Origin of the sequence: Mucilaginibacter sp. MD40 (assembly GCF_002288635.1) — a bacterium.
Lineage (GTDB): Bacteria > Bacteroidota > Bacteroidia > Sphingobacteriales > Sphingobacteriaceae > Mucilaginibacter.
Genome location: NZ_NRSW01000001.1, coordinates 4,120,403 through 4,140,041, shown reverse-complemented (window position 1 = coordinate 4,140,041; position 19,639 = coordinate 4,120,403). Strand labels below are relative to the sequence as shown.

At 41.6% G+C, this 19,639-nt stretch carries 30 protein-coding genes and 1 pseudogene; 8 read left to right on the top strand and 23 right to left on the bottom strand.

Annotation, left to right across the window (positions count from 1 at the left end; genetic code table 11):
- Positions 1 to 7 precede the first annotated feature (7 nt).
- The gene (locus CKK33_RS18685; protein ID WP_095705571.1) at positions 8 to 265 is read right to left on the bottom strand and encodes a hypothetical protein; all 258 of its coding nucleotides are present in this window, start codon (positions 263 to 265) and stop codon (positions 8 to 10) included.
- Between the two features lie 68 nt (positions 266 to 333).
- Entirely contained in the window at positions 334 to 813 is a 480-nt protein-coding gene (locus CKK33_RS18680; protein WP_095705570.1) for a MauE/DoxX family redox-associated membrane protein, read from the bottom strand.
- Positions 814 to 1,094: 281 nt separating this feature from the next.
- Here CKK33_RS18680 and CKK33_RS18675 point away from each other — a divergent pair, with 281 nt between their 5' ends.
- Together CKK33_RS18675 and CKK33_RS19585 are read left to right on the top strand one after the other, a co-directional pair.
- Complete coding sequence (locus tag CKK33_RS18675) at positions 1,095 to 1,373, top strand: hypothetical protein (protein WP_095705569.1); 279 nt, start codon at positions 1,095 to 1,097, stop codon at positions 1,371 to 1,373.
- A gap of 223 nt (positions 1,374 to 1,596) precedes the next feature.
- Complete coding sequence (locus CKK33_RS19585) at positions 1,597 to 1,767, top strand: hypothetical protein (RefSeq protein ID WP_158223484.1); 171 nt, start codon at positions 1,597 to 1,599, stop codon at positions 1,765 to 1,767.
- Positions 1,768 to 2,469: 702 nt separating this feature from the next.
- On the opposite strand, the pseudogene CKK33_RS19770 reads toward CKK33_RS19585, so the two are convergent.
- From CKK33_RS19770 to CKK33_RS18600, 17 genes and pseudogenes are all read right to left on the bottom strand, one after another.
- Positions 2,470 to 2,652 (bottom strand): annotated as a pseudogene (locus tag CKK33_RS19770) (recombinase family protein); the annotation flags it as partial.
- 18 nt (positions 2,653 to 2,670) lie between these two features.
- On the bottom strand, positions 2,671 to 2,838 hold the full coding sequence (locus CKK33_RS19660; protein ID WP_198952505.1) for a hypothetical protein: 168 nt from the start codon (positions 2,836 to 2,838) through the stop codon (positions 2,671 to 2,673).
- 130 nt (positions 2,839 to 2,968) lie between these two features.
- The gene (locus tag CKK33_RS18665) at positions 2,969 to 3,568 is read right to left on the bottom strand and encodes a DUF6088 family protein (protein WP_095705568.1); all 600 of its coding nucleotides are present in this window, start codon (positions 3,566 to 3,568) and stop codon (positions 2,969 to 2,971) included.
- A 246-nt stretch (positions 3,569 to 3,814) separates the two neighbouring features.
- Positions 3,815 to 4,030 carry a GDCCVxC domain-containing (seleno)protein gene (locus CKK33_RS19855; RefSeq protein WP_095705567.1) on the bottom strand — a complete coding sequence of 72 codons (216 nt, stop codon included), beginning with the start codon at positions 4,028 to 4,030 and terminating at the stop codon, positions 3,815 to 3,817.
- A 160-nt stretch (positions 4,031 to 4,190) separates the two neighbouring features.
- Positions 4,191 to 5,327 (bottom strand): hypothetical protein, encoded by a 1,137-nt coding sequence (locus tag CKK33_RS18655; RefSeq protein ID WP_095705566.1) that lies wholly within the window; start codon positions 5,325 to 5,327, stop codon positions 4,191 to 4,193.
- A 142-nt stretch (positions 5,328 to 5,469) separates the two neighbouring features.
- A complete protein-coding gene (locus CKK33_RS18650; protein WP_095705565.1) occupies positions 5,470 to 5,652 on the bottom strand; it encodes a hypothetical protein in 183 nt (60 codons plus the stop codon).
- Positions 5,653 to 5,658: 6 nt separating this feature from the next.
- Positions 5,659 to 6,465, bottom strand: a complete 807-nt coding sequence (locus CKK33_RS18645; protein ID WP_095705564.1) for a PRTRC system ThiF family protein — start codon at positions 6,463 to 6,465, stop codon at positions 5,659 to 5,661.
- Positions 6,462 to 7,181 (bottom strand): PRTRC system protein B, encoded by a 720-nt coding sequence (locus CKK33_RS18640; RefSeq protein ID WP_095705563.1) that lies wholly within the window; start codon positions 7,179 to 7,181, stop codon positions 6,462 to 6,464. The genes CKK33_RS18645 and CKK33_RS18640 overlap by 4 nt, the downstream gene beginning before the upstream one ends.
- Complete coding sequence (locus tag CKK33_RS18635; protein WP_143823000.1) at positions 7,178 to 8,143, bottom strand: hypothetical protein; 966 nt, start codon at positions 8,141 to 8,143, stop codon at positions 7,178 to 7,180. The genes CKK33_RS18640 and CKK33_RS18635 overlap by 4 nt, the downstream gene beginning before the upstream one ends.
- A gap of 11 nt (positions 8,144 to 8,154) precedes the next feature.
- Positions 8,155 to 8,328, bottom strand: a complete 174-nt coding sequence (locus tag CKK33_RS19580) for a hypothetical protein (RefSeq protein ID WP_158223483.1) — start codon at positions 8,326 to 8,328, stop codon at positions 8,155 to 8,157.
- Between the two features lie 3 nt (positions 8,329 to 8,331).
- Positions 8,332 to 8,550: a PRTRC system protein C gene (locus CKK33_RS18630; protein ID WP_095705561.1), complete on the bottom strand. Its 219-nt coding sequence runs from the start codon at positions 8,548 to 8,550 to the stop codon at positions 8,332 to 8,334.
- An 11-nt stretch (positions 8,551 to 8,561) separates the two neighbouring features.
- Positions 8,562 to 9,152 (bottom strand): PRTRC system protein E, encoded by a 591-nt coding sequence (locus CKK33_RS18625; RefSeq protein WP_095705560.1) that lies wholly within the window; start codon positions 9,150 to 9,152, stop codon positions 8,562 to 8,564.
- 5 nt (positions 9,153 to 9,157) lie between these two features.
- Entirely contained in the window at positions 9,158 to 9,832 is a 675-nt protein-coding gene (locus tag CKK33_RS18620; protein WP_095705559.1) for a hypothetical protein, read from the bottom strand.
- A gap of 4 nt (positions 9,833 to 9,836) precedes the next feature.
- Positions 9,837 to 10,181, bottom strand: a complete 345-nt coding sequence (locus CKK33_RS18615; RefSeq protein WP_095705558.1) for a penicillin-binding protein — start codon at positions 10,179 to 10,181, stop codon at positions 9,837 to 9,839.
- A gap of 46 nt (positions 10,182 to 10,227) precedes the next feature.
- On the bottom strand, positions 10,228 to 11,256 hold the full coding sequence (locus CKK33_RS18610) for a DUF932 domain-containing protein (protein ID WP_095705557.1): 1,029 nt from the start codon (positions 11,254 to 11,256) through the stop codon (positions 10,228 to 10,230).
- 47 nt (positions 11,257 to 11,303) lie between these two features.
- Positions 11,304 to 11,699: a single-stranded DNA-binding protein gene (locus CKK33_RS18605; protein ID WP_095705556.1), complete on the bottom strand. Its 396-nt coding sequence runs from the start codon at positions 11,697 to 11,699 to the stop codon at positions 11,304 to 11,306.
- A gap of 4 nt (positions 11,700 to 11,703) precedes the next feature.
- A complete protein-coding gene (locus CKK33_RS18600; protein ID WP_095705555.1) occupies positions 11,704 to 11,907 on the bottom strand; it encodes a hypothetical protein in 204 nt (67 codons plus the stop codon).
- 343 nt (positions 11,908 to 12,250) lie between these two features.
- On the opposite strand from CKK33_RS18600, the gene CKK33_RS18590 reads away from it, so the two are divergent.
- Positions 12,251 to 12,697, top strand: a complete 447-nt coding sequence (locus CKK33_RS18590) for a hypothetical protein (protein WP_095705553.1) — start codon at positions 12,251 to 12,253, stop codon at positions 12,695 to 12,697.
- Between the two features lie 12 nt (positions 12,698 to 12,709).
- Here the strand turns inward: CKK33_RS18590 and CKK33_RS18585 are convergent, their stop codons facing one another.
- Both CKK33_RS18585 and CKK33_RS18580 read right to left on the bottom strand, forming a co-directional pair.
- Positions 12,710 to 13,036: a sensor histidine kinase KdpD gene (locus CKK33_RS18585; RefSeq protein ID WP_158223482.1), complete on the bottom strand. Its 327-nt coding sequence runs from the start codon at positions 13,034 to 13,036 to the stop codon at positions 12,710 to 12,712.
- A complete protein-coding gene (locus tag CKK33_RS18580) occupies positions 13,009 to 13,734 on the bottom strand; it encodes a CBS domain-containing protein (RefSeq protein WP_095705551.1) in 726 nt (241 codons plus the stop codon). Before CKK33_RS18580 ends, CKK33_RS18585 begins: the two co-directional genes overlap by 28 nt.
- Before the next feature lie 678 nt (positions 13,735 to 14,412).
- Between CKK33_RS18580 and CKK33_RS18570 the strand changes: the two genes are divergently transcribed.
- Together CKK33_RS18570 and CKK33_RS18565 are read left to right on the top strand one after the other, a co-directional pair.
- The gene (locus tag CKK33_RS18570; RefSeq protein ID WP_143822999.1) at positions 14,413 to 14,862 is read left to right on the top strand and encodes a hypothetical protein; all 450 of its coding nucleotides are present in this window, start codon (positions 14,413 to 14,415) and stop codon (positions 14,860 to 14,862) included.
- A gap of 275 nt (positions 14,863 to 15,137) precedes the next feature.
- Positions 15,138 to 15,566 (top strand): PepSY-like domain-containing protein, encoded by a 429-nt coding sequence (locus tag CKK33_RS18565; RefSeq protein ID WP_095705548.1) that lies wholly within the window; start codon positions 15,138 to 15,140, stop codon positions 15,564 to 15,566.
- Positions 15,567 to 15,763: 197 nt separating this feature from the next.
- Here CKK33_RS18565 and CKK33_RS18555 read toward each other — a convergent pair whose 3' ends face one another.
- Entirely contained in the window at positions 15,764 to 16,390 is a 627-nt protein-coding gene (locus tag CKK33_RS18555; protein WP_095705546.1) for a trans-aconitate 2-methyltransferase, read from the bottom strand.
- A 227-nt stretch (positions 16,391 to 16,617) separates the two neighbouring features.
- Here CKK33_RS18555 and CKK33_RS18550 point away from each other — a divergent pair, with 227 nt between their 5' ends.
- Positions 16,618 to 17,670 carry a hypothetical protein gene (locus CKK33_RS18550; RefSeq protein ID WP_198952504.1) on the top strand — a complete coding sequence of 351 codons (1,053 nt, stop codon included), beginning with the start codon at positions 16,618 to 16,620 and terminating at the stop codon, positions 17,668 to 17,670.
- A gap of 64 nt (positions 17,671 to 17,734) precedes the next feature.
- Here the strand turns inward: CKK33_RS18550 and CKK33_RS18545 are convergent, their stop codons facing one another.
- Positions 17,735 to 18,094: a PleD family two-component system response regulator gene (locus tag CKK33_RS18545; protein WP_095705544.1), complete on the bottom strand. Its 360-nt coding sequence runs from the start codon at positions 18,092 to 18,094 to the stop codon at positions 17,735 to 17,737.
- Between the two features lie 339 nt (positions 18,095 to 18,433).
- Here CKK33_RS18545 and CKK33_RS18540 point away from each other — a divergent pair, with 339 nt between their 5' ends.
- Both CKK33_RS18540 and CKK33_RS18535 read left to right on the top strand, forming a co-directional pair.
- A complete protein-coding gene (locus CKK33_RS18540; protein WP_095705543.1) occupies positions 18,434 to 18,874 on the top strand; it encodes a hypothetical protein in 441 nt (146 codons plus the stop codon).
- Between the two features lie 224 nt (positions 18,875 to 19,098).
- Entirely contained in the window at positions 19,099 to 19,629 is a 531-nt protein-coding gene (locus tag CKK33_RS18535) for a DUF2231 domain-containing protein (protein ID WP_369803582.1), read from the top strand.
- Positions 19,630 to 19,639: the final 10 nt, after the last annotated feature.

Here is a 19,639-nt window from a genome sequence, read left to right as displayed (position 1 = left end):
TACTGTGTTAATTGTAGTAAATAGTAGGAGCACCTGTTGCGGTGGCACATTTAACAGAAGTTGAACCAGGACAACCCAAATCATCTCTTGCCTGATCCACTGTTGCATTTGGAAGGCTTCCTATTGGAGATCCAGATTGGTTAAAGTGTGTCCAATTATAAGTTGGATCATTAGCCTTAGGCGCGGCCTGGATTTTTTGAACAAACGCTCCGCCAACACCAACGGCGAAGACTAAGGCTAACATACTAATTTTTAATTTTTTCATGATATTAATGTATTAAGTTTAATAGTTACGCCATTGATTAAAATTACAGGCAACGGCACTACCTGTTCTTACGCGCGTGAAAGTATTTTATATTCATCATCGCCGCGGTCAATGGCCGGGGATGTTTTATGTTTTTTTAAATATTTGATTGAAAAGTAAGCTGCCAGAATAAAAAATGCATTAAAGAATAAATGCTGCTTCCAGCCCATTGTAGAGATTATACCTCCACAGGTACAGGGAAGATGAGATCCGGACAACAACAAAATAATTATGTAAATTTCAAAAGCAACCAGCAGGAAAGCAGATGCCTTAAGCGCTTTAATTTTTATCGATGGAACAAACATTCCTACAGCTAATACTATGGAAAGAGTAAATTCGACCGCAGGTACCAGCCACCCTAAAACGGGTGCCACTATTTTCACCAGCGGCACAGGGGCGAGACGCATTTGAAAGACAAACTTATCATAATCTAAAAATTTACTGGCCGATGTATAGACAAAAAGCAGACAAAGAAGCAATAGACAAATTTGGGTCAGAATCATTTTCATGGTAATCGTATTATTATGGGAATACACCAGCAAAGTAAACACAACCAGCAGCTCTAAAACAGTAGTAAAAGGATAGTAACTTTTTTCTTAAGAATTAAACCGTTTATCAGAAAAATAGATCGATGCAAGCAAGCAGTGAACCGAAGCCGTACGTTATATTGCTTATTAAATAATTCTTTCGGCGTAATTTACTACTACCCCTATACCCCAGTTAGTATAAAAAAATCTGTTGTCTGATAGCACAACAAGAAGTGATTTTATAAGTAATTTTAATTTCAGCGATGCAAAAGAAAATCGACAAGGATAGCGGTGGCGTTCATGATCACCTAGCTATATTTAGTACGCTCTCTTATCAGACAATTATTGGACTGATACAATTGTTGATTGACGAAGGCTTAACAGATCAGGACGAGCGAAACGGGTTTTACGTCAATGTCAAAGATTTCAGGGCTAATGCAAAAGAAATATACCGGGGAATTGACGAGCATCAAAAAAAAGAATTGATTAGATACTGCCAATTTAAGCGGTATCTGTACCGTCCATTTAATTCGGAAACATGACCTTTAACTTGGAGGATTTGTATTAAATATTTAAACGCCCGAGAAGCAATAAGGGTCTTCTTCCTACAAATAACGTTGCTAATTAACAATGTTGCTAACCATTAAGGTTAGTTGGTTATTTACCATTATATATGTCGATAAATATTACCAGGCTTGGTGTATGTGTTATAATCATTGGGTTATTAAAATAATTTTTCGATATTTATTATCAGTTATTGCAATCATGAGCGCTAAAAATTTAAAAAAATTGACCGACTTAGTTAAAGAAGAACTTAAAACCATTCCTACAAAGGAACAGGCGCTTCAATCCTTTATTTCGGCAGGCATCAAGAACGACAAAGGGGAGTTCACCGAACCTTATGCCATCTTAAATAAACTTGTTAAATCCACCTAATTATGATTCCAGGCCAAATCTGATCATTGGTTTTCATGGGTGCGAAGAAGAGGTCAAGAACAAGCTCATTAACAGCGCTAATACTACCCAGTTAAGTGAAAAGCCTTACGACTAACCCGGTCATGACATTTACTTTAGAAAAACTATGACAGGGCTTTACAGTGGGTCAAAGACAAAAAGAAGGGTGAAGAGATAAAAGTCCCTTAAGTTATCGGCGCGGTTCTTCATTTAATTTATTGTTGTAATTTTTTAATAGGCGTTCAAGGGTTTTCAATCCCAGTAAGGGCTTTGATTTTTATAAAGTGGCTCGACAGAAAATATGGCAGTAACTGAGTATCCAACTAATCAGGTATAGCGGACTTTGCTGTCAGTTGTAATAATTGCTTTTAACTCTTTACTAAAAAAACCAAAAGCCACAATAACAGAAGCAGGGCTGCATAGATTTGCTGGACTGAAAATTTTCCTTTGATCCTAACTTCAGTCAGATATCTCAGGTAATCAATGGCCGGTTTCTTCATAACTTTATTAACTAAATCGCTTTTTTATTTTGAATCGTTAGCAACCATCAGGGTGTAAAAGTTAACATTTTTTAAAGGAAACGAATTTCTACTGTTTTTGCAAACCTCTTTTGGGAACCATAAAAATATAACCGAAATAAAGCAGAACATATACGTCGGGGTAGCTCAGATGGTTAGGGCGCGGATTTAACGCCCTGCGGTCATTTTCTACTTCCGCCTGCGTAAGATAAATAGCCCGCATTAATTTATTTTCCGGTATAGTAATATCAAGTGGCTATAAGATGGCTTGCGCTTCAATCCTTAAATCAGCCAGTATACTACTCATCTTTTAGGCATCACCGGCATTCCTGCTGAAGCGGTCCCACTCACCCTGATAATAAATCGGCTATTCCCGTTGTGTTACATAATGATCCACCTCTAATTTAGCAAAAATATATAGCAGTTCCAAGATGTTTTTAGCTTCTTCTATACTCACTTCCATCCCACTTTGTGCAAGAATCCGAACCGCCTCTTCAGGGCTGATTTTCCTGTTCTTTATTTGCCTATTATCCATTGCAACTCTTTAATTACTGTGCAATAAATGTACATGATCCGGTAATCTTTTTCAATTAGTCCTGCGTATGCTTTTTTCTGCTTCCAAAATACGCAGCAGGTCAGGAAAATCTTTATGGTCATGAAGATATTTATCCGGCATAATCATTTAACATATTAGGTGCTAATATGGAACTGAGCATTTTTTTGGCTTTAGCATTGCCATAGGCAACCAAAGACTGTTGGAGTTTTTTCCTGTTCATGGAAAACGCTTTAGACATTATATTTTTCAAAAGGCAGTCCTGGTCTTCTGCTACTTTATCAAGGTTATTCACCATGTCCACCAGCAGAAATTCCTCAGTCAGTTTTTCAGGAAAATGGTGTTTGATCTGAAAATCGAACTTGCGGTTGCCCAGTTTAAATTCACCATGCCGTTTATGGTTATAAACCACTCTCTTGTTATAGAGTTGGGTAGCACCTACCCCGAGGCTGTTATACGCATTCGGTGAAGTGAGCAAGAAGCGGTCGTCTTTCAGGAAAGTGCGCACCAGGTCTTCTTCTTTTGGCGGCGTTTTACCAAATGCGGATTCCTTCGGAAAGTAATATACCCCTTGCGAAAGTTTTTGCAGCGTTCCGTCTTTGGTCAATATATCCAAATGCCGGTCAACCGATTTAGACCATTCGACTAAGTCCGTCCGGCGATATACTTTTCCTCTTTTCAGGTGTTTCTTTAGTTCATCCAGCTTGGCCATAACACATTGATTAAATCAAGGTATAAAATTATTATAAAATGCAAGAATATTTATTTAAAATTCATGCAAATTTGATCTTAAAAAAAACAAGATATACACTTATTACAGCATAAATTACGCCTAAAAAGGAACAGGAATTTAATTATGAATTAGATTAAGAAACAAACCAGGCTTGTCCCGTAAAAGGCCGGGAAGATATTTTATATTATTATCACCTACGCAATTTTACAAAATTACAGCACAAAGTTAGCTACAGCAAGAAGTTCCCTGTTGTATAGGAGGACATTTTACCGTTCCATAACTACAAAATACACAGCAATCACCAGCGAGTGGTTTCAAGTTGATATGACACTTTTCACATTCATAAAAGAACTGACAAGCATCTGTAGGCATTGTTTCTTCTTTCTGATGGCCGCATTTCGGGCAGGTTAGTACAGATTGCTGTTGAATCTCTTTGAACATAATATTTATATGAATTTATTTAATGTAGGGAATTTTTTTCGGCTCTAAAAGTAATTTTACTTTTCACTATAAAAATACCGGCTGTTCAAAAAATCCTAAAGGATAAATAAACAGTCGGCAATATGAGCCCCGGCAAAGCCCGGGCCGTCCCAAAGGATTTTCAAAAACTATAATTTGAGGAACACATTTCTTTATAACGTTGCCCTAACCATTCATGGGTAATTCCCGGTGTATTGGCCAGGTCGACAAAGGACTTCACCACGCTTTCCCTGGTGCGCCAACCAAAGGAGTAGACAAGTGTTTTCTTGTTTAAGGTCACGGTTAACGGGATCGGTAATCTCAGATTGTGGGCGTTTTGCAGCATTACTATCCGGCAACAGGTACTTTGATAGTCCTGTTCGGTTAAATCTTCAAGGCTAAGTTTTCGAGCCAGTTTCTCCAACTGACAGCGGCGCAAATCCACAATTGGCTTACGTTTTTTCTTCCGTAATTTTGTTTTCGTTACCAAAAGGTCGGCTTGAAGCATCGCTTCGGTATAGTCAGGATATTTGGCGCTTACCTCTTCCAACGCAAATAGTTTGTTTTTTCGGTAAACCCTCCTAACATAATTCCTGCGGGTAAGTTGCTGTGACATCAACGCCTTACGTTCTATTTGCGCAATGGTAACATTAAAGCCTCCAGTTTGCCCTGTTGCCTTGCTTTTGTAGAGCTCCCGCAAAAGAATAAGAATGGTCATCCTTTTTTCACCCTGCTGCTCTATATTCAATAATTCGCTGATTTGCTGAACGGAATAGTGCTGCCCGTTGGTAATCAGTTCTGCCATTAAAATATTTTCCCCGCTTTCCGTTAACTGCTCTTTAATTCGGGGTTGCGAATTTTTAGGCTGTCCTACGGGGTAATCATTCCTGTAACTTTTTAGCTTCTCCAAAAAAGCGCTCCCTGTACCGGGATTTTCCTTATCCAGTTCTTCCGCTTCCTGTTCCTCAGCATAAATGAGCTTATCCCAATCCTCATATTGGTGGTAGCAAAGCCGGATGTCAAAATGATGGTATTCTATTTCCTCGCGGTTCATTGGCCGGGATAAAAACGAAATAGCGTGAAACAACCCCATTGGGCGGCGGTTACGGTCACACCAAATTTCAGCGTGCATAAAAACATAAATGCGTGGCGGGTATTTCGTTTGCGGTTTGAAGTAATAAGCCACCACCCCGGATGTTTTGCGTGACAGTGCATTGACTCTGTCAAATTCAGCTTTTTCACGGGCGTTCATCACATAGCCCTCTTTGATCTTTACCATAATCTTGATTTGAAACAGGCCTGTTTTTCCTAAAAGCAACAGTGGCCGGAGACAGGCGTTGATTTTAGGAAAGTCAGGCGACCCAACACGCCAGACGGCCTGTTGCGGATGAAAGCAGCAAGTGGCCGGCTGGCGCGAATTTTTATTCGCTTCTTAACTCCAATAATTTTTGATAGACATCTTCCCAATAGGCTTGCAAGCCCTCATCCAATAGTTTTAATGAGGGGTCAATGTGCCTGTAATGGCGGTAATCATCTGCTTGCAGAATTGCCAACTCCAAATTTTCGATGGTAATTATTTTACCGTTTTGATCTGTTATTGTCATGGTTGTTTACGCTACTTTTAAGGGCTGTGTCCGAAAATCATGCAGGTTCATAAAAAAACCACGGTGAAACAATAAGCCCTCCTTAAACAGTTGCCATAGCAGGGATGAACCCATGTTGGCTAAGGTGGAATTGATAAATAAATCCTGTTTGGTCAGGGCCTCGGCTAATGAACAACTTGGCGTATTGTCGGTGGCGTCTGCCGTTTCCAATAGTTCCTTAAAAGTTTCGGTAACAAAGGGCAGGTTTCCTACGGGCGCATACTTTTTGGATTCCGGCTGTTTGTGGTCGCCAATAGTTGATAAAACCACCTGCCCGGTGTCCTTGCTGTTGCCTAAATCCATCCAGTATAAGGGGCGGTTACGTTCGTAACTACGATAGTCCCTAAAATCTGCCAGTATCGTACCAATTTCAAATCTTGAAACAGCATTGTCCACGCAGGTGATAAACAGATTGGCTTTTCCATCGTTCGGCTGTGCCTCTGCATAGTCGGTATCATAACGTTGGGTGACCGCTTTCCAGTTCGTACCAAAAAAACGGTTGATGCGGTTAATCAGTACGACACTCTTGTGCAGCCCTATTTCTGCTTCGGCAAACAACTGCCTGCCGAGGTTGGCTTCGCTTACCGTATCATCATCGTAGGCCATAACCATTAAGCCCGGATGATTAAGCGCAAGCATAGCCTGGTTCATCCGGGCAAGGTTGGTGAGCATCTGGCTACCCGTTCCACCGCAGCCAATGAGGTTAACCGTAATGGGATTGGTCGGATTGATCAGGTAATTGTCTGTGATATGTATGGGGGTGAGCGTTTTCATTTGAGTAGATTTTTAATTTGATAGTTGTTGGGAATTAATACATCGGTTGGGAATTGCTCCCCGCTGACGGTCAGGTGCTGCCATAGCTGAACGATATCTCCTTTAACGGGCTGATGACCGCCAAACAGGTGACTGAAATAGCTGTTAAAAAAATAGGTTTGCCATAGTTCCATAAACTGCTCCAGTCCGCAATCTTTGGGTATGCTGATACGCACGTTGCCCATACATACCCTGCCGTCAGGATAGACATTAAAAAACGGCGCATGATACAAGGGCGTATTTTCGGAAAAATTATTATCGGCCACCGCAAAAACCTGAATACTGTTTTTCCCTGCTTTCCAAACCATTGCAGGAATAGCAGCTATGCCTGATGGAATACCGAGGTTCTCCGTAAATAACAATTTGATTTGTTGCGGTGGCGTATGCCATATCGCATAGCCTGATGAACCACTGTTAATGGTTAAAACATTGGGCGGCATTAAGCCCTTTGGATTTAAAAACCCCTGCGCCTTTTTTTCATTCACCTGCAATGCTTTGGCTAACTTATGGCTTTCGGTAATGGACAAGGGATGGCCATTGATGGGGCAACCCGTACTATCCATATCATAGCTTTCGATGTAAAAATCGGATTGATAGTCGCTTCCCGTTTTTTGCAGGATAAGCAGGGCTTTTACAGGCTGGTATAAATTCCCAAAAGTGGTGGTTAAGTCTTTCATGGCTTGTGGTATAAAAGGGTACATAAATCATCTATCAGGGCGAACAGCCTGTGTTCATAGGCCAGTTCATCGGCATAGGGTGGTTTGGCTTCATTAAAAAAGGTAATGACTTCCGGCTCCTGATAACGGGCACGTTCGTTAAAATCGTTGTTCACCATATCCCGCAACGTGTCGCTAACGCTGTCGTTTACGCTCCCGACAAAAGAAAAATACTCGTGCATGGCCACATAATTATCTTCGTAGTCCTCCACTTCGTAATCCTGCAAACTGGCGTGTTTAAACAGGTTCATACCGGGAAAAGCTTGCCATAATCCCCAACAGTCTTGGGCTACGCTGAGACATTCCTTTTCAAAATCGCTTTTCGCATTAAAATTGGCTATGAGGCTATCCAAGCGTTGCCGAAAACCTGTCGCCATCATTTTTTCCTGTATAAAGTCACCCTGTGACAGGGCGTTATCATAAGCGGCTTTTTGCCTCGTATAATCTTCTTCGTCCATGTCGTCCCTGCCCTCGGTTATCCATTCTTCCAAAATCTCATAGTTATAAAACATATAGGTTTCTTCATCACGGTAATAGGTTACATCCGCTTCGATATACAGGTAAGCACAAACAGCGGTAATCAATTCGGCGCAATGCGCAAAATCCGGCCTTTGCCACAGGTCATAAATCGGCATTACAGGGATATAGTACAGCCCGAAGTCGTTTTTAAACGTTTCCTTAACGGTCAGACAGGTATGATTATCTTCCTGTTCAACAATCAGCAGTTCCCTGTACCTGCCCTTTTTTTTCAGCTTGCGGTTCGCTTCCCTTTCCGCCATGAGGATATTGTAGGGGTATGGCAGGGAGCGGTAATTGGTCAGGGTTAAACCATAGTGTTTCGTCAGGTGGGAGAGGGATTTAAAAAAATCCCCCTCTACCGATGACCGCTTTGGCAATTCTGTTGCAGGCTGGTACATGGGCATAAAGCTGTGCCTTAAAAAATCATTGGTAACAGGCTCTGTGGTGATGACTTGGGGCGGTTGAGCCTTGCTTCCTGTGCATCGGGTAGCCTGTCGAGGTCTTTTATAAAGTGTGCGAGTTGCTGATGTAGTTTCCATTGCTGTTGATTTCGTTCTTTGATTAATCCTTTTTCCTTATTCGCTTTCATAACTTAACCTTTCACTCCTATGGTGGATACAAATTCATATTCCCTATGGTCGTCTACAAACTCCGGCCCTGTGATTTTGGCGGTGGTCAATATGGCGTACAGGTTGCTGTAATAGTTGCATACCGCTTCGGGGCTAAAATCCTCGTTGGGGTCGGTAAGGCGTATCTTTTGTCCGTTCTCGGTATGGACAAAAACTCTTGGTAATAATTTCGTTTCTAACATGGCTTTATGTTTTATTCTGCGTTAAAATTCTGAAGTGCTTTTTCATAGAAGTTGGCTTGCTGTTCCAAATACTGGCGCTTCTTTTTCAGTTCGTTTTCCTTGTTGGGATATTCGGCAACATCGGGCAGGATGGCAAGGGCTTCGGAAAACTTCAACTTTTTAATCAGTTCGGTTACATTTTCCATTGCGGTATCGTAGGCTTTTTTCTTGTCCTCCTTACTGATTTTTGGTTCAGGTATTTCCGCATCTTCGGTCTTTTTGGGCGTGGCTGTGGCTTGCAGTTTTTCTTTGTTCTTTTTGTCCTGTTCCATTTTAGAAGCTGCTTTTGCCTGTTCCACACTCTTTAAGTGGGCTTCCAAATTGGTTTGCAGTTCTGCGGTTTTTGCTACAGGCTCGGTAATCTTCGTAAAAAAAGCTTCATCTAAATCCTGCGCCGTGCCAGTAAGGGTATAAGGAATAATCAGCTTTACCGCTTTGTCCCCGCAGGTGGCGTTAAATAATTCGGAAACGGTCATATTGCCGTCTGCATCAGTTTGTATCACTAACTTCCACGTACCGGGAAGATTAAGGCTTGCTATATTTTGAAAAAAGTTCGTTGTCATGATGTTTATTTTTTTGATGTGCGTTTGTTCAATTCAATTAAGTGGTTCGCCGACCTGCCGTCTGCGGTAAACAAGTATTCATTGGTTAAAATGCTTTCCTTGATAGCGGTATCACTGGTCAGAAATTCGTATTGATTTTCGAGGGATTTGTACAGGTGGCGGTTTAGAATTTCAGCAACCGAGCGTAGCCATTCTTCGAGTTTGTCCAGTTCTTCAAAGATGTTATCGTGCGTTTTGCCGTTTTTGATAACTTCCGAAATGCCCAAATCGGTCACTATGCCGAATTGCCTTGACCTGCTGATAATTTGCGGTTCGGCGGGCAACGTTCCGTCCGCAACCAATGCTATTACCTTGCGGTCAATCGGCGGGACGCTGAATTGAAATTCCTGCATCGGGGCATAGTCTTTCCATGACTGGTTGGCAACTGCGATAAGCAGTTTGGGTAGGTCAACCGTGGCGGAAAAACCGCTACCGTCCCCTTGTGAGTAAAACCCGCTGAATTTGATACTGTCTTTTATTACCGCTATACCTAAATAGGAACACAGTTCTATAAAGTCTTCAAATTCATCGTCCCACCAATCAAAATTCACATTCAAATCCCGATACGTTGTCAGGGCTTTTTCTTTGGCTGTTTTTTCCAGTTCGTTAAAACTGTACAATTTGAGTGTTATCGTTTTCATGGCTTCAAAGGGTTTTATTTTCAATTGACGATAGATAGGCGGTGTACCTGCGGGTAAGGTTTTCGCCTTTACGGAAAATGTCCGTTTTATAGAAATATATCTCGTCAAAAAAGCCTACCGTTTTGGTTTGGAGATCAATCTCATAGCGATAGGTCGCATTGGTGCGCAGTTCATTCATGGCGCAATGCGCTCCTAATAACGCCAGTTCCTCATCCGCATCGTTCAGCGTTAAAAGCGGGAGCAATAGTTCTTCTACAATGTAGCCTTGTTCAGGTGAGCTACTGCTGTCGGAAACGCAGATAATGGCCTCGCCATTGGATAGGGTGATATAAAGATTTGAGCGTGTCATATTCTTTGATTTTAATTTAAGGGGGGATTGCTCCCCCCGTTGGTGATTAATTGAGGGTTAATGCTTCTGTTCCGTTTTTGGCATAGCCGAGGCATAAATCAAATGCAGCCTGTGTGCGTAACTGTCCAGTACCGCCTATAATGGATTTTACTTTGGCTTCATCGTCCTTGTATTCCTTTACATTCTGGAAATAGCCTGTTATGGCGTTGAACGCTCCGAACAAAGTGCCTTTGGTGGTTTCGGTCTGTTGGGTCGGGCTTGACATGGCGTACATAAAGGCGTTATCGCAGATGTTTTTGAACACGGTTGACAGTTCTTCGCCAGTTTTCAGGCTCTTTAAAACTTCTTTGCTCGGTGCCATTGCCTGTTGTATCAGCTTCATGACGTCCTTATCGGTGATGCGCACTTTTGTCCATTGGTTAAAGATGCCGTCCAGTTCATCAGCCATTTTGTTGGATATACCCATTACCTTGTGGGCTTCCTTTAACCTGTCCTCTGCGCTTGCAGTATGGCGTATTTTAATCGTATTGGAGCTGTTACGGAGTGCAGCGCTTAGTGTATTCTGGCAAACAATTCTGATGGGGGTAAATGCTGCGGTGATACTGCCCGAACCATCGTGCGAGGTGGTCAGGAAAAGGTATTTTTCGATATAATCATCGTTGCCAACTTTGATATAGCCGGGGAGTTTTGCGGTGATGAAAATCTTTTCGCCATTGCCTAAAGCCCCTGCAGTTTCGTACTGCATCCCGTCCCCGCCTACGATGGCATCAAAAAAGCCGAATGCATCAGCATTCTGAACGATGTTATAATCAGTGCCTACTTTATCGCCTAATATTGCGCCGTTATCGGTACGGTAGGTAAAAAATGAACTTTTTGATATGGTTTCTGTGCCATCCTGCAAGCGGTGGATATTCGGCATTTTTACTACATTGAAGTCAAGCCCTGCAAATTGCAATGCTTCTTTACTGGTGGGGTAATCTTCTACGATTTGTCCTAATCCGTGCCATGCCTTTTGCTTTACGCTGAAGAAACTGTGTTGTCCTGTTTGCTCGTTGAAATTGATATTATGTGCCATGATGGTAATTTTTAAGTGTTTTGAAATTTGTTAATGAATGGGTTTGCTTAGAATGGCAGGTCGTCGTCATCCTTTGCGTTTGCTCCTGCGGTTACTGCTCTTTTCTCTGCGCTGTCGGTGGGGTCGGCTGCCTTTGCGACCAATGAAAAAAGCTTGATGGTGTCGCAGGTGCAAATCAGCCTTGCACGGATTCCGTCCTTTTTGCTTTGGTAGCCCTGCGCTTCCATCCAACCCGAAATTTCCACTACTGCGCCTTTGGTAAGGTATTCGGCAATGCCGGAATTGCGCCAGTAAGCGCAGTCAACGAACGCTGTTTTTTCCTTTTTTTCGCCCGCCTTGTTTTTCCATTTTTGGTTAATGGCCACGGTGAAATTGATTACCTGTTTGTCCCCTTTGATCGCATTTACTGTTGCGTTTGCGGTTAATCTTCCTGTGAATAGCATAATTTTAAATGTTTAATAATGAATAATTTTGTTGTTTGCTTTTCCTTTCGCCGCCTTGCCCTGATTGATTATTTTTAAAAGAAAAAGGGAAAAAAGAAAGCAAATCGTAAAGCCCGGCAGCGGGCAAAAGGAAACGGAATAATTGGAGGGGACCCGCCCAGGAGGCGGGGAGGAAACCGTTTATGCCGTAGTCTTTTGCAAATCCCACGACAACTCCGGGATTGATTTTAGCTGCGCTTTTTACCCGTTTCGCCTAAAAATATTCATTGATTAAATAAAAAAATGCCATTGGAGCCGCAGGCGATAAAGACCTCCGGCAACAGGAAGGAGTAAAAAATCAACAAGTAAAATGATCTCCGACAATAACCAAATGATCACCATCCACTTTTCCGCATCATGGGATTGCAGCGGCATCCTTCGATAGAAGATACAGCGGAAAGCCCGGCCCGCAGGGGATGCCATTTAGCGTGAGATTTTAGTATTGAGGTTGACAAAAAGCGCGGGCATTCTTTATATTTACCATAAGTGGGACGAATGCAATTAAGCAAGCGATGGGATTACTGTCATTTTTTATAAAGCTGTTCAAGTTTAAGCCAATATGGAACGGAACGCCGGAGATGTTCCTGGCGATGGTTATGGAAATGCAATCGAGAAATAACAAGGAATTTTCAGTGCGGGAGGTATTGCAATGGGGAGAAGTGATGCAAAAAGTGATCAAAGTCAATCTTGCGCCTTATAAGGATTTTGCGGATTTGATGGCGCATGGTCAGCCGGATTTCGCCATGGTCGAAAAATTAAGGGGAAAGATGGACGAACTCAATAACCGGAAAGAGTTAAAGCAAGCGATATATGGAGAAAACGTTGATTTAGGGGACGATGACGTCATGAAAAGTAATTCAGAAGGTGCCATTTTTGCCAGGAAAATGGTTAAAGACTTGTCCGAACATGTTCAATTTTCACCTGAAGAGCAAAAAAAGCTGGATGAGCTTGACCATTAAGAAATAGACGACTTAATAAGATGGGAGTTCGATAAAAAAAGTGGTGCCTTTATTTTCAACGCTTTCAAACCAGATCCTGCCGGCATGCTGTTCGATAGTTTTCTTTGCGAAATATAAACCAAGGCCGGTCGGCGTTTCGCCTTCAGTACCTGGCCGCTGCGCTTCTGAAAACTGGTCAAAAACGAAACCCTGAATTTCAAACGGGATGCCAATCCCCTCGTCCTTGATAGCTAGAAGCCACTGAGGCTTGTGAAACTCACCTTTTACAATCTTGCTGGAAATTCTTATCAATCCGTTCTTCGGTGAGAATTTTACAGCATTTGACAGGATATTGTGCAATACCCTTTGAAATGGTTCTGATCGATTTTTGCGAAAAATTCAAGCGGAGATAGATCACATTGAAAGCTGATATTTTTAATGGCAATTGTACCTTTCAATAAATTGATGCATTTGGGTATAAAATGCGATAATTCAATAATTTGGAAGCCAGTGTGGTGATTTTCCTTTTTTTCGATCAGTAGAAGTTCATTGAGCATATCCATCGCCTGGTTACAGGACTCATGCCCAAAACCAACGATTTCCAGGTTTTCCGCATCAGTCAGCGTTTCCTTCAATAATGTCAGTATCCCGGAAATGTTACCGACAGGGTTTCTCAGGTCATGGACGACATGCTGAAACAGTAACCGGTATTTTTTTACTTCTTTAGCAAGGGCATATAGCAGATCTTTGGATCGAATTACCCCGATGACCTTGTCATTTTCTTTTACCGGCAACGCTTCAAAACCATTCTTTTGCATGAGGTTAGCAATGTCAATTATCTTTTGCCCAGGGGCTACAAATGGTTTTTGGTACTGGCAATCGCCGACTATAATAGCACCACCCGGAATATCATGGCAAGTGATCAGGCCAACAGGAATAGCCTGTAAGTTTAACACAAGCAAAAACCCGCAAAGGTTCAACCTTGCGCGGATCTGTTCTACCTTGTCATGGAGAGACACAAGCTGGTAGTCTGTTTCTATGTATTGCTGTATGGTCATTCTTTAGGTTTAACAGGAAGAATTAGGTATTTCGTTGCTAAAAATGGGAAGAAAACATATCCATTCCTGTAACCGTTTTCGCCTTCCAAAATCATTAAATCACAGCCGTTCGTGTGATCAATGATGAAATAATAATTTTAATAAAACTGTAGTATAAAGTCAATTAGAACATTCAATTTGACTTCAAATATATAAATACTTTAAAATCAAGTTAAAAGCTAATAAACAGCAAATTGTTTTTGCTGTTTATTTCAAATTTTTGAATTATGATGCGGGTTACACAATTATCCCGCAAAATAGTATTGTATCTACCCGCATCGATACTGATGGGACTTCTGTCACTTGCAGCATTTGTTTATTTATTATTTTGCCTTTATCAGACCGGAAGTTCCAGAAAAAAGTACAGGAGTATAAAAATCCGCAGTTAACCGCAATAAGATTTTTTATATCGCCTTCGCGATCCGATATATAGATAAAAAGGCCGTCTAAACAAATATCTGCAGACGGCTTGTGTTTTTCAGGCCCGGCAATTATTTAACTCCTCAGAAAACCAATTGAAAAAAAATGAGTTCTTAATTTATAGTGGGGCATCGACGTTATGGAGGTTCTGTGGCCATATTGGAAATTTACAATCAGGTCATTCCGTTGGTCCCGGCTGGTAAACTAAATTATCTTAAAATGTCAACTGCCATTTCTGAAAAAGAAATTACCACCCCGCTTAAAATAGCCCGCAAACCACCTATGGCGCGGTCGGCAAGTCATCAAAAGAAGTTCGCATCTTCTGGTAATGGCGCATTTACAAAACCTGTCATAGAAACGGAACATGCTTTAATGCCGGAAAACGCACGGGTAAAAAACGCCAACTCTTTTTGCTTGCCGGAGATATTCGCTATAACTATTCACTATTCGCAGCGATCCTGGTGCATCAAAGTATTGAAAATTACCTACAGGGACCAAAGCTGCCTCTATAAAGTGATGCTCCCCGATCAATGCTGCATGTACTGGCTAATGCCCTCGCCGCAGGGCTGGCGGCTGATTTTGGGTGAAGTTATGGATGAAAAACTATTAGCCGTCATTACTTCGGGTATCGAATCCGCTAAATGCTCCTTTTATAAGACAAGTTCATGAAAAAGGAATTTATTTATTACGAATTTGTTAACTCCCAAACAGGCAATATTATCGCTTATCTGTCCTTAAAAGCGGATCTGGGTAAAGAAGAATAAAACCAACAGCTGGAAAAGAAAAGAGCAGGCCTGGCCATTTCTAATAAAATATACATAGAACTGATCTTTTGGCAGGAACAGGGCCACGGCATCCGGCTGCAATACCATTTTTTTCTGAACGCTTTATCGCACCATTTTCCTACAGAATGATTTTTTAACGTTGGTAAAAAAATAGAAATCATGATGAAGAAATTAGTATTTGCAGGCATTGCGCTGGTGGTCACCGGCAATGTCATGGCACAGGACTTAAAAAGTTCCGCTGTACCTTCGGTGGTTAAAACCGCGTTGGAAAAAAAATATCCGGAAGCTGCTAAAGTTAGCTGGGAGAAAGAAAAAGGAAATTATGAAGCCAACTGGGGCGGAAAGTCCGGGGAGGACAATTCAGTGGTGTTTACTCCCTCGGGAACATTTGTAGAAATCGTAAAGGCTATCGCTGTGAGCGACCTTCCCAAAAACATCGCTCCGTATGTCGCGGCACATTATAAAGGCGCCAGGATCAAAGAAGCAGGAAGGGTGACAGATGCGGCCGGTAAGACCATGTACGAAGCTGAAATAAAAGGTGGTGACCTGATCTTTGATGAAAACGGTAGTTTTCTGAAAAAAGACTGATCAGGAAATCTATGGATGTATCGAAAATATGTGGGCAGTAAGTTCCGGCGATCTTACCAGGAGTACCCGGCGCTTACTGCATTTTTTTATTGGGCGGGGGCCAAAGGACAGGAGTTGCAAAAACCGCTACAAGACGTGCTAAAATTAACCGGCTCGTCGGCTATGTTTCCATTCATTTCACGCTTTAATTCACCGAGTTAAACTTGGCTGACAGAAAGTTTTTGAAAGCTGCAAAAGAGGAAATTCTGTTTAGTTTGAGAAGGCGTTAAATGATCCTCATTGACACAGCGAATCTTTCTAAAACCATTGTCGAACCGGCTTTGTAATTCCTTTTCCGAATATTGTTTCACGGGTAAGCCACTGCATTGCTGCGGCCCGTTTTCTGAAAAGGTTCCAATGATCATATAGTTCGCAATTGCCCCCGCTGCAATATGAAGGTAAGCAGAGACTTGATGCTGCGTAGTTAAAAAATGAAAGGTGGCCCGGTCATGCCAGATATCGTATTGATTTGCAGGCTGAAATTCCGTAACATCTGAAACGATCCACTTAACTTGTTTACACTTTCTGCCTAATCTTTTTTTTGCTTTTTCCAAAGCCGCTTCCGATATATCAAGGACGGTTATATTCCGGTAACCATCGGCTAAAAGAAAATCCACCAAGTTGCTGTCACCGCCACCGACATCGATGATCCTGGCGTTTCTTGATACATTACAGCTGTTGATGAAGTTAAGCGATGTTCGGGGAATGAATTGTGTCCAGCTTAACTGCTCCTCAGTTTTATTCCGGTAAACTTGGTCCCAATGTGCTTTTTTATTTTCTTTCATCTTTTAACTGCCTATTTATTTAAAGGTCTTTATAATTATTGGAAGTATAAAAATTATCTGCCGGCTACAAATTGTAGTAACGCAGTGATCGGTTCACTGATGTGCCAAATCGGGCATAAACATCACCCGATAAAGGGAAAGTTTCTTTGTAACAATGGCTGACAGGCAACTTTTGAAATGATTATCATTTAATTTTGTTAATTTTCAAGCATTAAAAAATCATAAACATGAAGCGCATACTACCCGTTCTGCTATTGACCCTTATTTTTTTTTCTTTGACCTCGCTATCGAATAGCGTCACGGGCGTAATTGGTGCAGGAGCGCAGCCACAGATCAGCGTGGACAAAAGCGGGGTAGCGCGGATCGTCTATGGTACGGCCGATAAAATATGGTGTGTTACCTCAAATGACCATGGCCTGACCTTTTCCAAACCGGTTATGGTCGCTGAAGTAAAGGACATGCACCTGGGGATGTCAAGAGGCCCTCAATTAGCCAGCTCTAAAAACTATTCGGTGATCTCCGCTATGGACAAGGCAGGGAATATCCATTGGTTTAAACTTCGTAACACCAGCCAGAAATGGCAGGATATGGGGATTATCAATGATCTGAAAGGTTCCGCTCCAGAGGGGCTGATGAGTATCGCGGCTGATGATGAGGATCATTTTTATGCAGCCTGGCTGGACATCAGAACCGGCAAACATAACCAGATCTATTTTTCCTCCTTATCAGGCAAGTCCCTTAAGTGGTCAAAAAATAGCTTGGCCTACCAGTCACCTGATCAGCATGTTTGCGAATGCTGTAAACCAAGCATAGCGGTACATGGTTCTTCAGTCGCTATCATGTTCAGGAATTGGCTGAATGGTTCCAGGGATCTGTATGTAACCAGATCATCAAACAGCGGGCAGACATTTTCAGCCGCACAAAAGTTAGGACTGGATACCTGGAAGTTGAACGGCTGCCCGATGGATGGCGGCGGACTTGTCATCGACACTTCAAATACTGTTCAAACCACCTGGCAGAGAAAGGGTGCGGTATATTATTGCCAGCCGGGCCAGCCTGAAATGTATGTCGGCAACGGCAGAAGCTGCGCTATCGCCATAAGCGGTACCAGCAGCTTTATTACTTACCAAAACAGTGATACCGTAAAATTAGTGTCGCTACAAACTAAAAAAACACAAATAGTAGGAAATGGCAGCTTCTTGAAATCTGCCATCCTGCCAAACAACAAAGTCATCTGTGTCTGGGAGCAGGATAATATGATCAAGTTTAAGAATATATAACTTATTGAGCTGCCAGACAGGTTAATAAGTTCGTGTCTGTAAAATCAGCCTATCCCTGGTGTTATCAATGTAATTGCGTTTCAACCGCGTTTATCAATTCAGCAACATCAAAGGGCTTTGGTACAACGTCATCTGCGCAAACTTCTTTAAGGGCGGTCAGGACTTTGGGATGGGTCGAAAATACGATTACGGGGATGTGTTTTGTTTTGGGGTTTTCCTTTAGCGTAAGGCATAAAAGTGTACCTGCTTCACTCGGCCTGATGATATCCAGTATAATGACATTCGGTTTATACTCATTAATCACATCTAATATCCGGCTCTCCGTGTTTAATGCTTTAACTTCATAGCCTTCATCTTCCAGTATCAGGGACACAATTTCGATTATGGCCTGGTCATTCTCCATCACAAGGATTTTTTTCTTCATGCTTCGTAAAATAAACGTTAAATGTAAATATATTTATTTATTCGCTAAAGTGCACCTGTATTACTCGCTGTATGTAAAGTAACAACTATCTGCCGATTTACAATGCCAGCATTAGCTTAATATAATAATTTGCAGTACTGCGCTCTAATGCTTTAAATTAACCAAGCAGGCCTTTAGATGCTTGGCTGAAATGAGGCTAATTTGTGAGCAGTAATAAGTGTTAACATGAGTGTGAATTGCCCGACCTTTAACAACTGATAATCAGCAGCTACAGCAAATACCGATATAATATAGGTTCACGAAACAAAATAATAATAAAAATGTTAACTTTGATATTCAATGAGAAAAAAAGCGGTATTTCTGTTATTTATCTTTTTGCTCAACTCTTTGATCGGGCTCGGTTGTGCTTTGCACGAGAGTTTTCAAGACCAACCTAATATTCTATCTCATCATAATGAACATCAATTTATAACTCATACCTTGGTTAATTATGATGATGCCACCCCCTCTTTTACCGAAAAAAACAACAATCACTCTATTCTGCAAAACGAGGATGAGGCATGCTGTCAGAACAGTACAACTCATTTTAATTCCCTGGCCAAAGAAACACCCCAAGGTAACAGGGTTTCATTAGAGGCACCTCAAAATATATTTTTTTCTTGTAATCCACATATCGTCAAGTTTACCCATTTTTTGACCGGGATTAAGAATAGTAAAAAGGTTTCCCAGTGGCCACCATCCTGGACGATGCGCATAGCTATTCAACGTTTCCAGATTTGATCAATTCCAATATTTTTTTTCTTCCTTTTCATCATTCAAAGGAATAATTGACGCGTGACATTTTTGACCATTTTACGGTCCATTAGGTTACAGTTGATTTTTAATAGAATGCCGAGAAGGGTATTAGTAAACCATCATTGTATTTAAAAATGCATTGCTTGTTTTATTATGAAATTTAGTATGGTTTTGTACCGGTCAAATATCAAATCTTTAATATTAAGACTATGCTTTCAGGATTTCCCTCTTTACACCCATTAATTATACATTTTCCTATTGTATTGATTTTAATGGCATTTGCTTTCCAGGTAATTATCGTAGCCAAACCGCAATGGCATCAAATAAGATGGGCCACATTGGCCATTATGGCCGCCGCTTTTCTTTCCGCATTAGCGGCCAGCACTTTGTTTCATGCTGATCCGGCAGACAACACGCCTAAGGCTGCTATGGCGATATTTGCAGAGCACGAGAAGTATGCACGGTATACCTTATGGTTATCGGGCATCACGTTGCTTTTAAAAGCAATAGGCGTTTTTGCAAAATTTTATTCCAGGTCATATAATGCTTTAGTTTTGGTGTCCGCTACGCTTGCTGCCGTCTGTTTATCAATTGCCGGTCATCACGGCGCACGGTTAACGCACATCGCCGGCGTAGGGCCAATGGGCAGATATTTGATGAAAGAGGATGATATGGGTAAAGAGCATGCTAAACCTGGCAAACCAGATAGCCTGATGAAAATGGATTCCACCATGAAATAACCGGCTTTTC

What these genes read in the sequence shown, in the direction of transcription:
- CKK33_RS18685 (WP_095705571.1), bottom strand. Translation starts at nt 265, where the DNA reads ATGAAAAAATTAAAAATTAGTATGTTAGCCTTAGTCTTCGCCGTTGGT.
- CKK33_RS18680 (WP_095705570.1), bottom strand. Translation starts at nt 813, where the DNA reads ATGAAAATGATTCTGACCCAAATTTGTCTATTGCTTCTTTGTCTGCTT.
- CKK33_RS18675 (WP_095705569.1), top strand. Translation starts at nt 1,095, where the DNA reads ATGCAAAAGAAAATCGACAAGGATAGCGGTGGCGTTCATGATCACCTA.
- CKK33_RS19585 (WP_158223484.1), top strand. Translation starts at nt 1,597, where the DNA reads ATGAGCGCTAAAAATTTAAAAAAATTGACCGACTTAGTTAAAGAAGAA.
- CKK33_RS19660 (WP_198952505.1), bottom strand. Translation starts at nt 2,838, where the DNA reads ATGGATAATAGGCAAATAAAGAACAGGAAAATCAGCCCTGAAGAGGCG.
- CKK33_RS18665 (WP_095705568.1), bottom strand. Translation starts at nt 3,568, where the DNA reads ATGGCCAAGCTGGATGAACTAAAGAAACACCTGAAAAGAGGAAAAGTA.
- CKK33_RS19855 (WP_095705567.1), bottom strand. Translation starts at nt 4,030, where the DNA reads ATGTTCAAAGAGATTCAACAGCAATCTGTACTAACCTGCCCGAAATGC.
- CKK33_RS18655 (WP_095705566.1), bottom strand. Translation starts at nt 5,327, where the DNA reads ATGGTAAAGATCAAAGAGGGCTATGTGATGAACGCCCGTGAAAAAGCT.
- CKK33_RS18650 (WP_095705565.1), bottom strand. Translation starts at nt 5,652, where the DNA reads ATGACAATAACAGATCAAAACGGTAAAATAATTACCATCGAAAATTTG.
- CKK33_RS18645 (WP_095705564.1), bottom strand. Translation starts at nt 6,465, where the DNA reads ATGAAAACGCTCACCCCCATACATATCACAGACAATTACCTGATCAAT.
- CKK33_RS18640 (WP_095705563.1), bottom strand. Translation starts at nt 7,181, where the DNA reads ATGAAAGACTTAACCACCACTTTTGGGAATTTATACCAGCCTGTAAAA.
- CKK33_RS18635 (WP_143823000.1), bottom strand. Translation starts at nt 8,143, where the DNA reads ATGCCCATGTACCAGCCTGCAACAGAATTGCCAAAGCGGTCATCGGTA.
- CKK33_RS19580 (WP_158223483.1), bottom strand. Translation starts at nt 8,328, where the DNA reads ATGAAAGCGAATAAGGAAAAAGGATTAATCAAAGAACGAAATCAACAG.
- CKK33_RS18630 (WP_095705561.1), bottom strand. Translation starts at nt 8,550, where the DNA reads ATGTTAGAAACGAAATTATTACCAAGAGTTTTTGTCCATACCGAGAAC.
- CKK33_RS18625 (WP_095705560.1), bottom strand. Translation starts at nt 9,152, where the DNA reads ATGACAACGAACTTTTTTCAAAATATAGCAAGCCTTAATCTTCCCGGT.
- CKK33_RS18620 (WP_095705559.1), bottom strand. Translation starts at nt 9,832, where the DNA reads ATGAAAACGATAACACTCAAATTGTACAGTTTTAACGAACTGGAAAAA.
- CKK33_RS18615 (WP_095705558.1), bottom strand. Translation starts at nt 10,181, where the DNA reads ATGACACGCTCAAATCTTTATATCACCCTATCCAATGGCGAGGCCATT.
- CKK33_RS18610 (WP_095705557.1), bottom strand. Translation starts at nt 11,256, where the DNA reads ATGGCACATAATATCAATTTCAACGAGCAAACAGGACAACACAGTTTC.
- CKK33_RS18605 (WP_095705556.1), bottom strand. Translation starts at nt 11,699, where the DNA reads ATGCTATTCACAGGAAGATTAACCGCAAACGCAACAGTAAATGCGATC.
- CKK33_RS18590 (WP_095705553.1), top strand. Translation starts at nt 12,251, where the DNA reads ATGGGATTACTGTCATTTTTTATAAAGCTGTTCAAGTTTAAGCCAATA.
- CKK33_RS18580 (WP_095705551.1), bottom strand. Translation starts at nt 13,734, where the DNA reads ATGACCATACAGCAATACATAGAAACAGACTACCAGCTTGTGTCTCTC.
- CKK33_RS18570 (WP_143822999.1), top strand. Translation starts at nt 14,413, where the DNA reads ATGTCAACTGCCATTTCTGAAAAAGAAATTACCACCCCGCTTAAAATA.
- CKK33_RS18565 (WP_095705548.1), top strand. Translation starts at nt 15,138, where the DNA reads ATGATGAAGAAATTAGTATTTGCAGGCATTGCGCTGGTGGTCACCGGC.
- CKK33_RS18555 (WP_095705546.1), bottom strand. Translation starts at nt 16,390, where the DNA reads ATGAAAGAAAATAAAAAAGCACATTGGGACCAAGTTTACCGGAATAAA.
- CKK33_RS18550 (WP_198952504.1), top strand. Translation starts at nt 16,618, where the DNA reads ATGAAGCGCATACTACCCGTTCTGCTATTGACCCTTATTTTTTTTTCT.
- CKK33_RS18545 (WP_095705544.1), bottom strand. Translation starts at nt 18,094, where the DNA reads ATGAAGAAAAAAATCCTTGTGATGGAGAATGACCAGGCCATAATCGAA.
- CKK33_RS18540 (WP_095705543.1), top strand. Translation starts at nt 18,434, where the DNA reads ATGAGAAAAAAAGCGGTATTTCTGTTATTTATCTTTTTGCTCAACTCT.
- CKK33_RS18535 (WP_369803582.1), top strand. Translation starts at nt 19,099, where the DNA reads ATGCTTTCAGGATTTCCCTCTTTACACCCATTAATTATACATTTTCCT.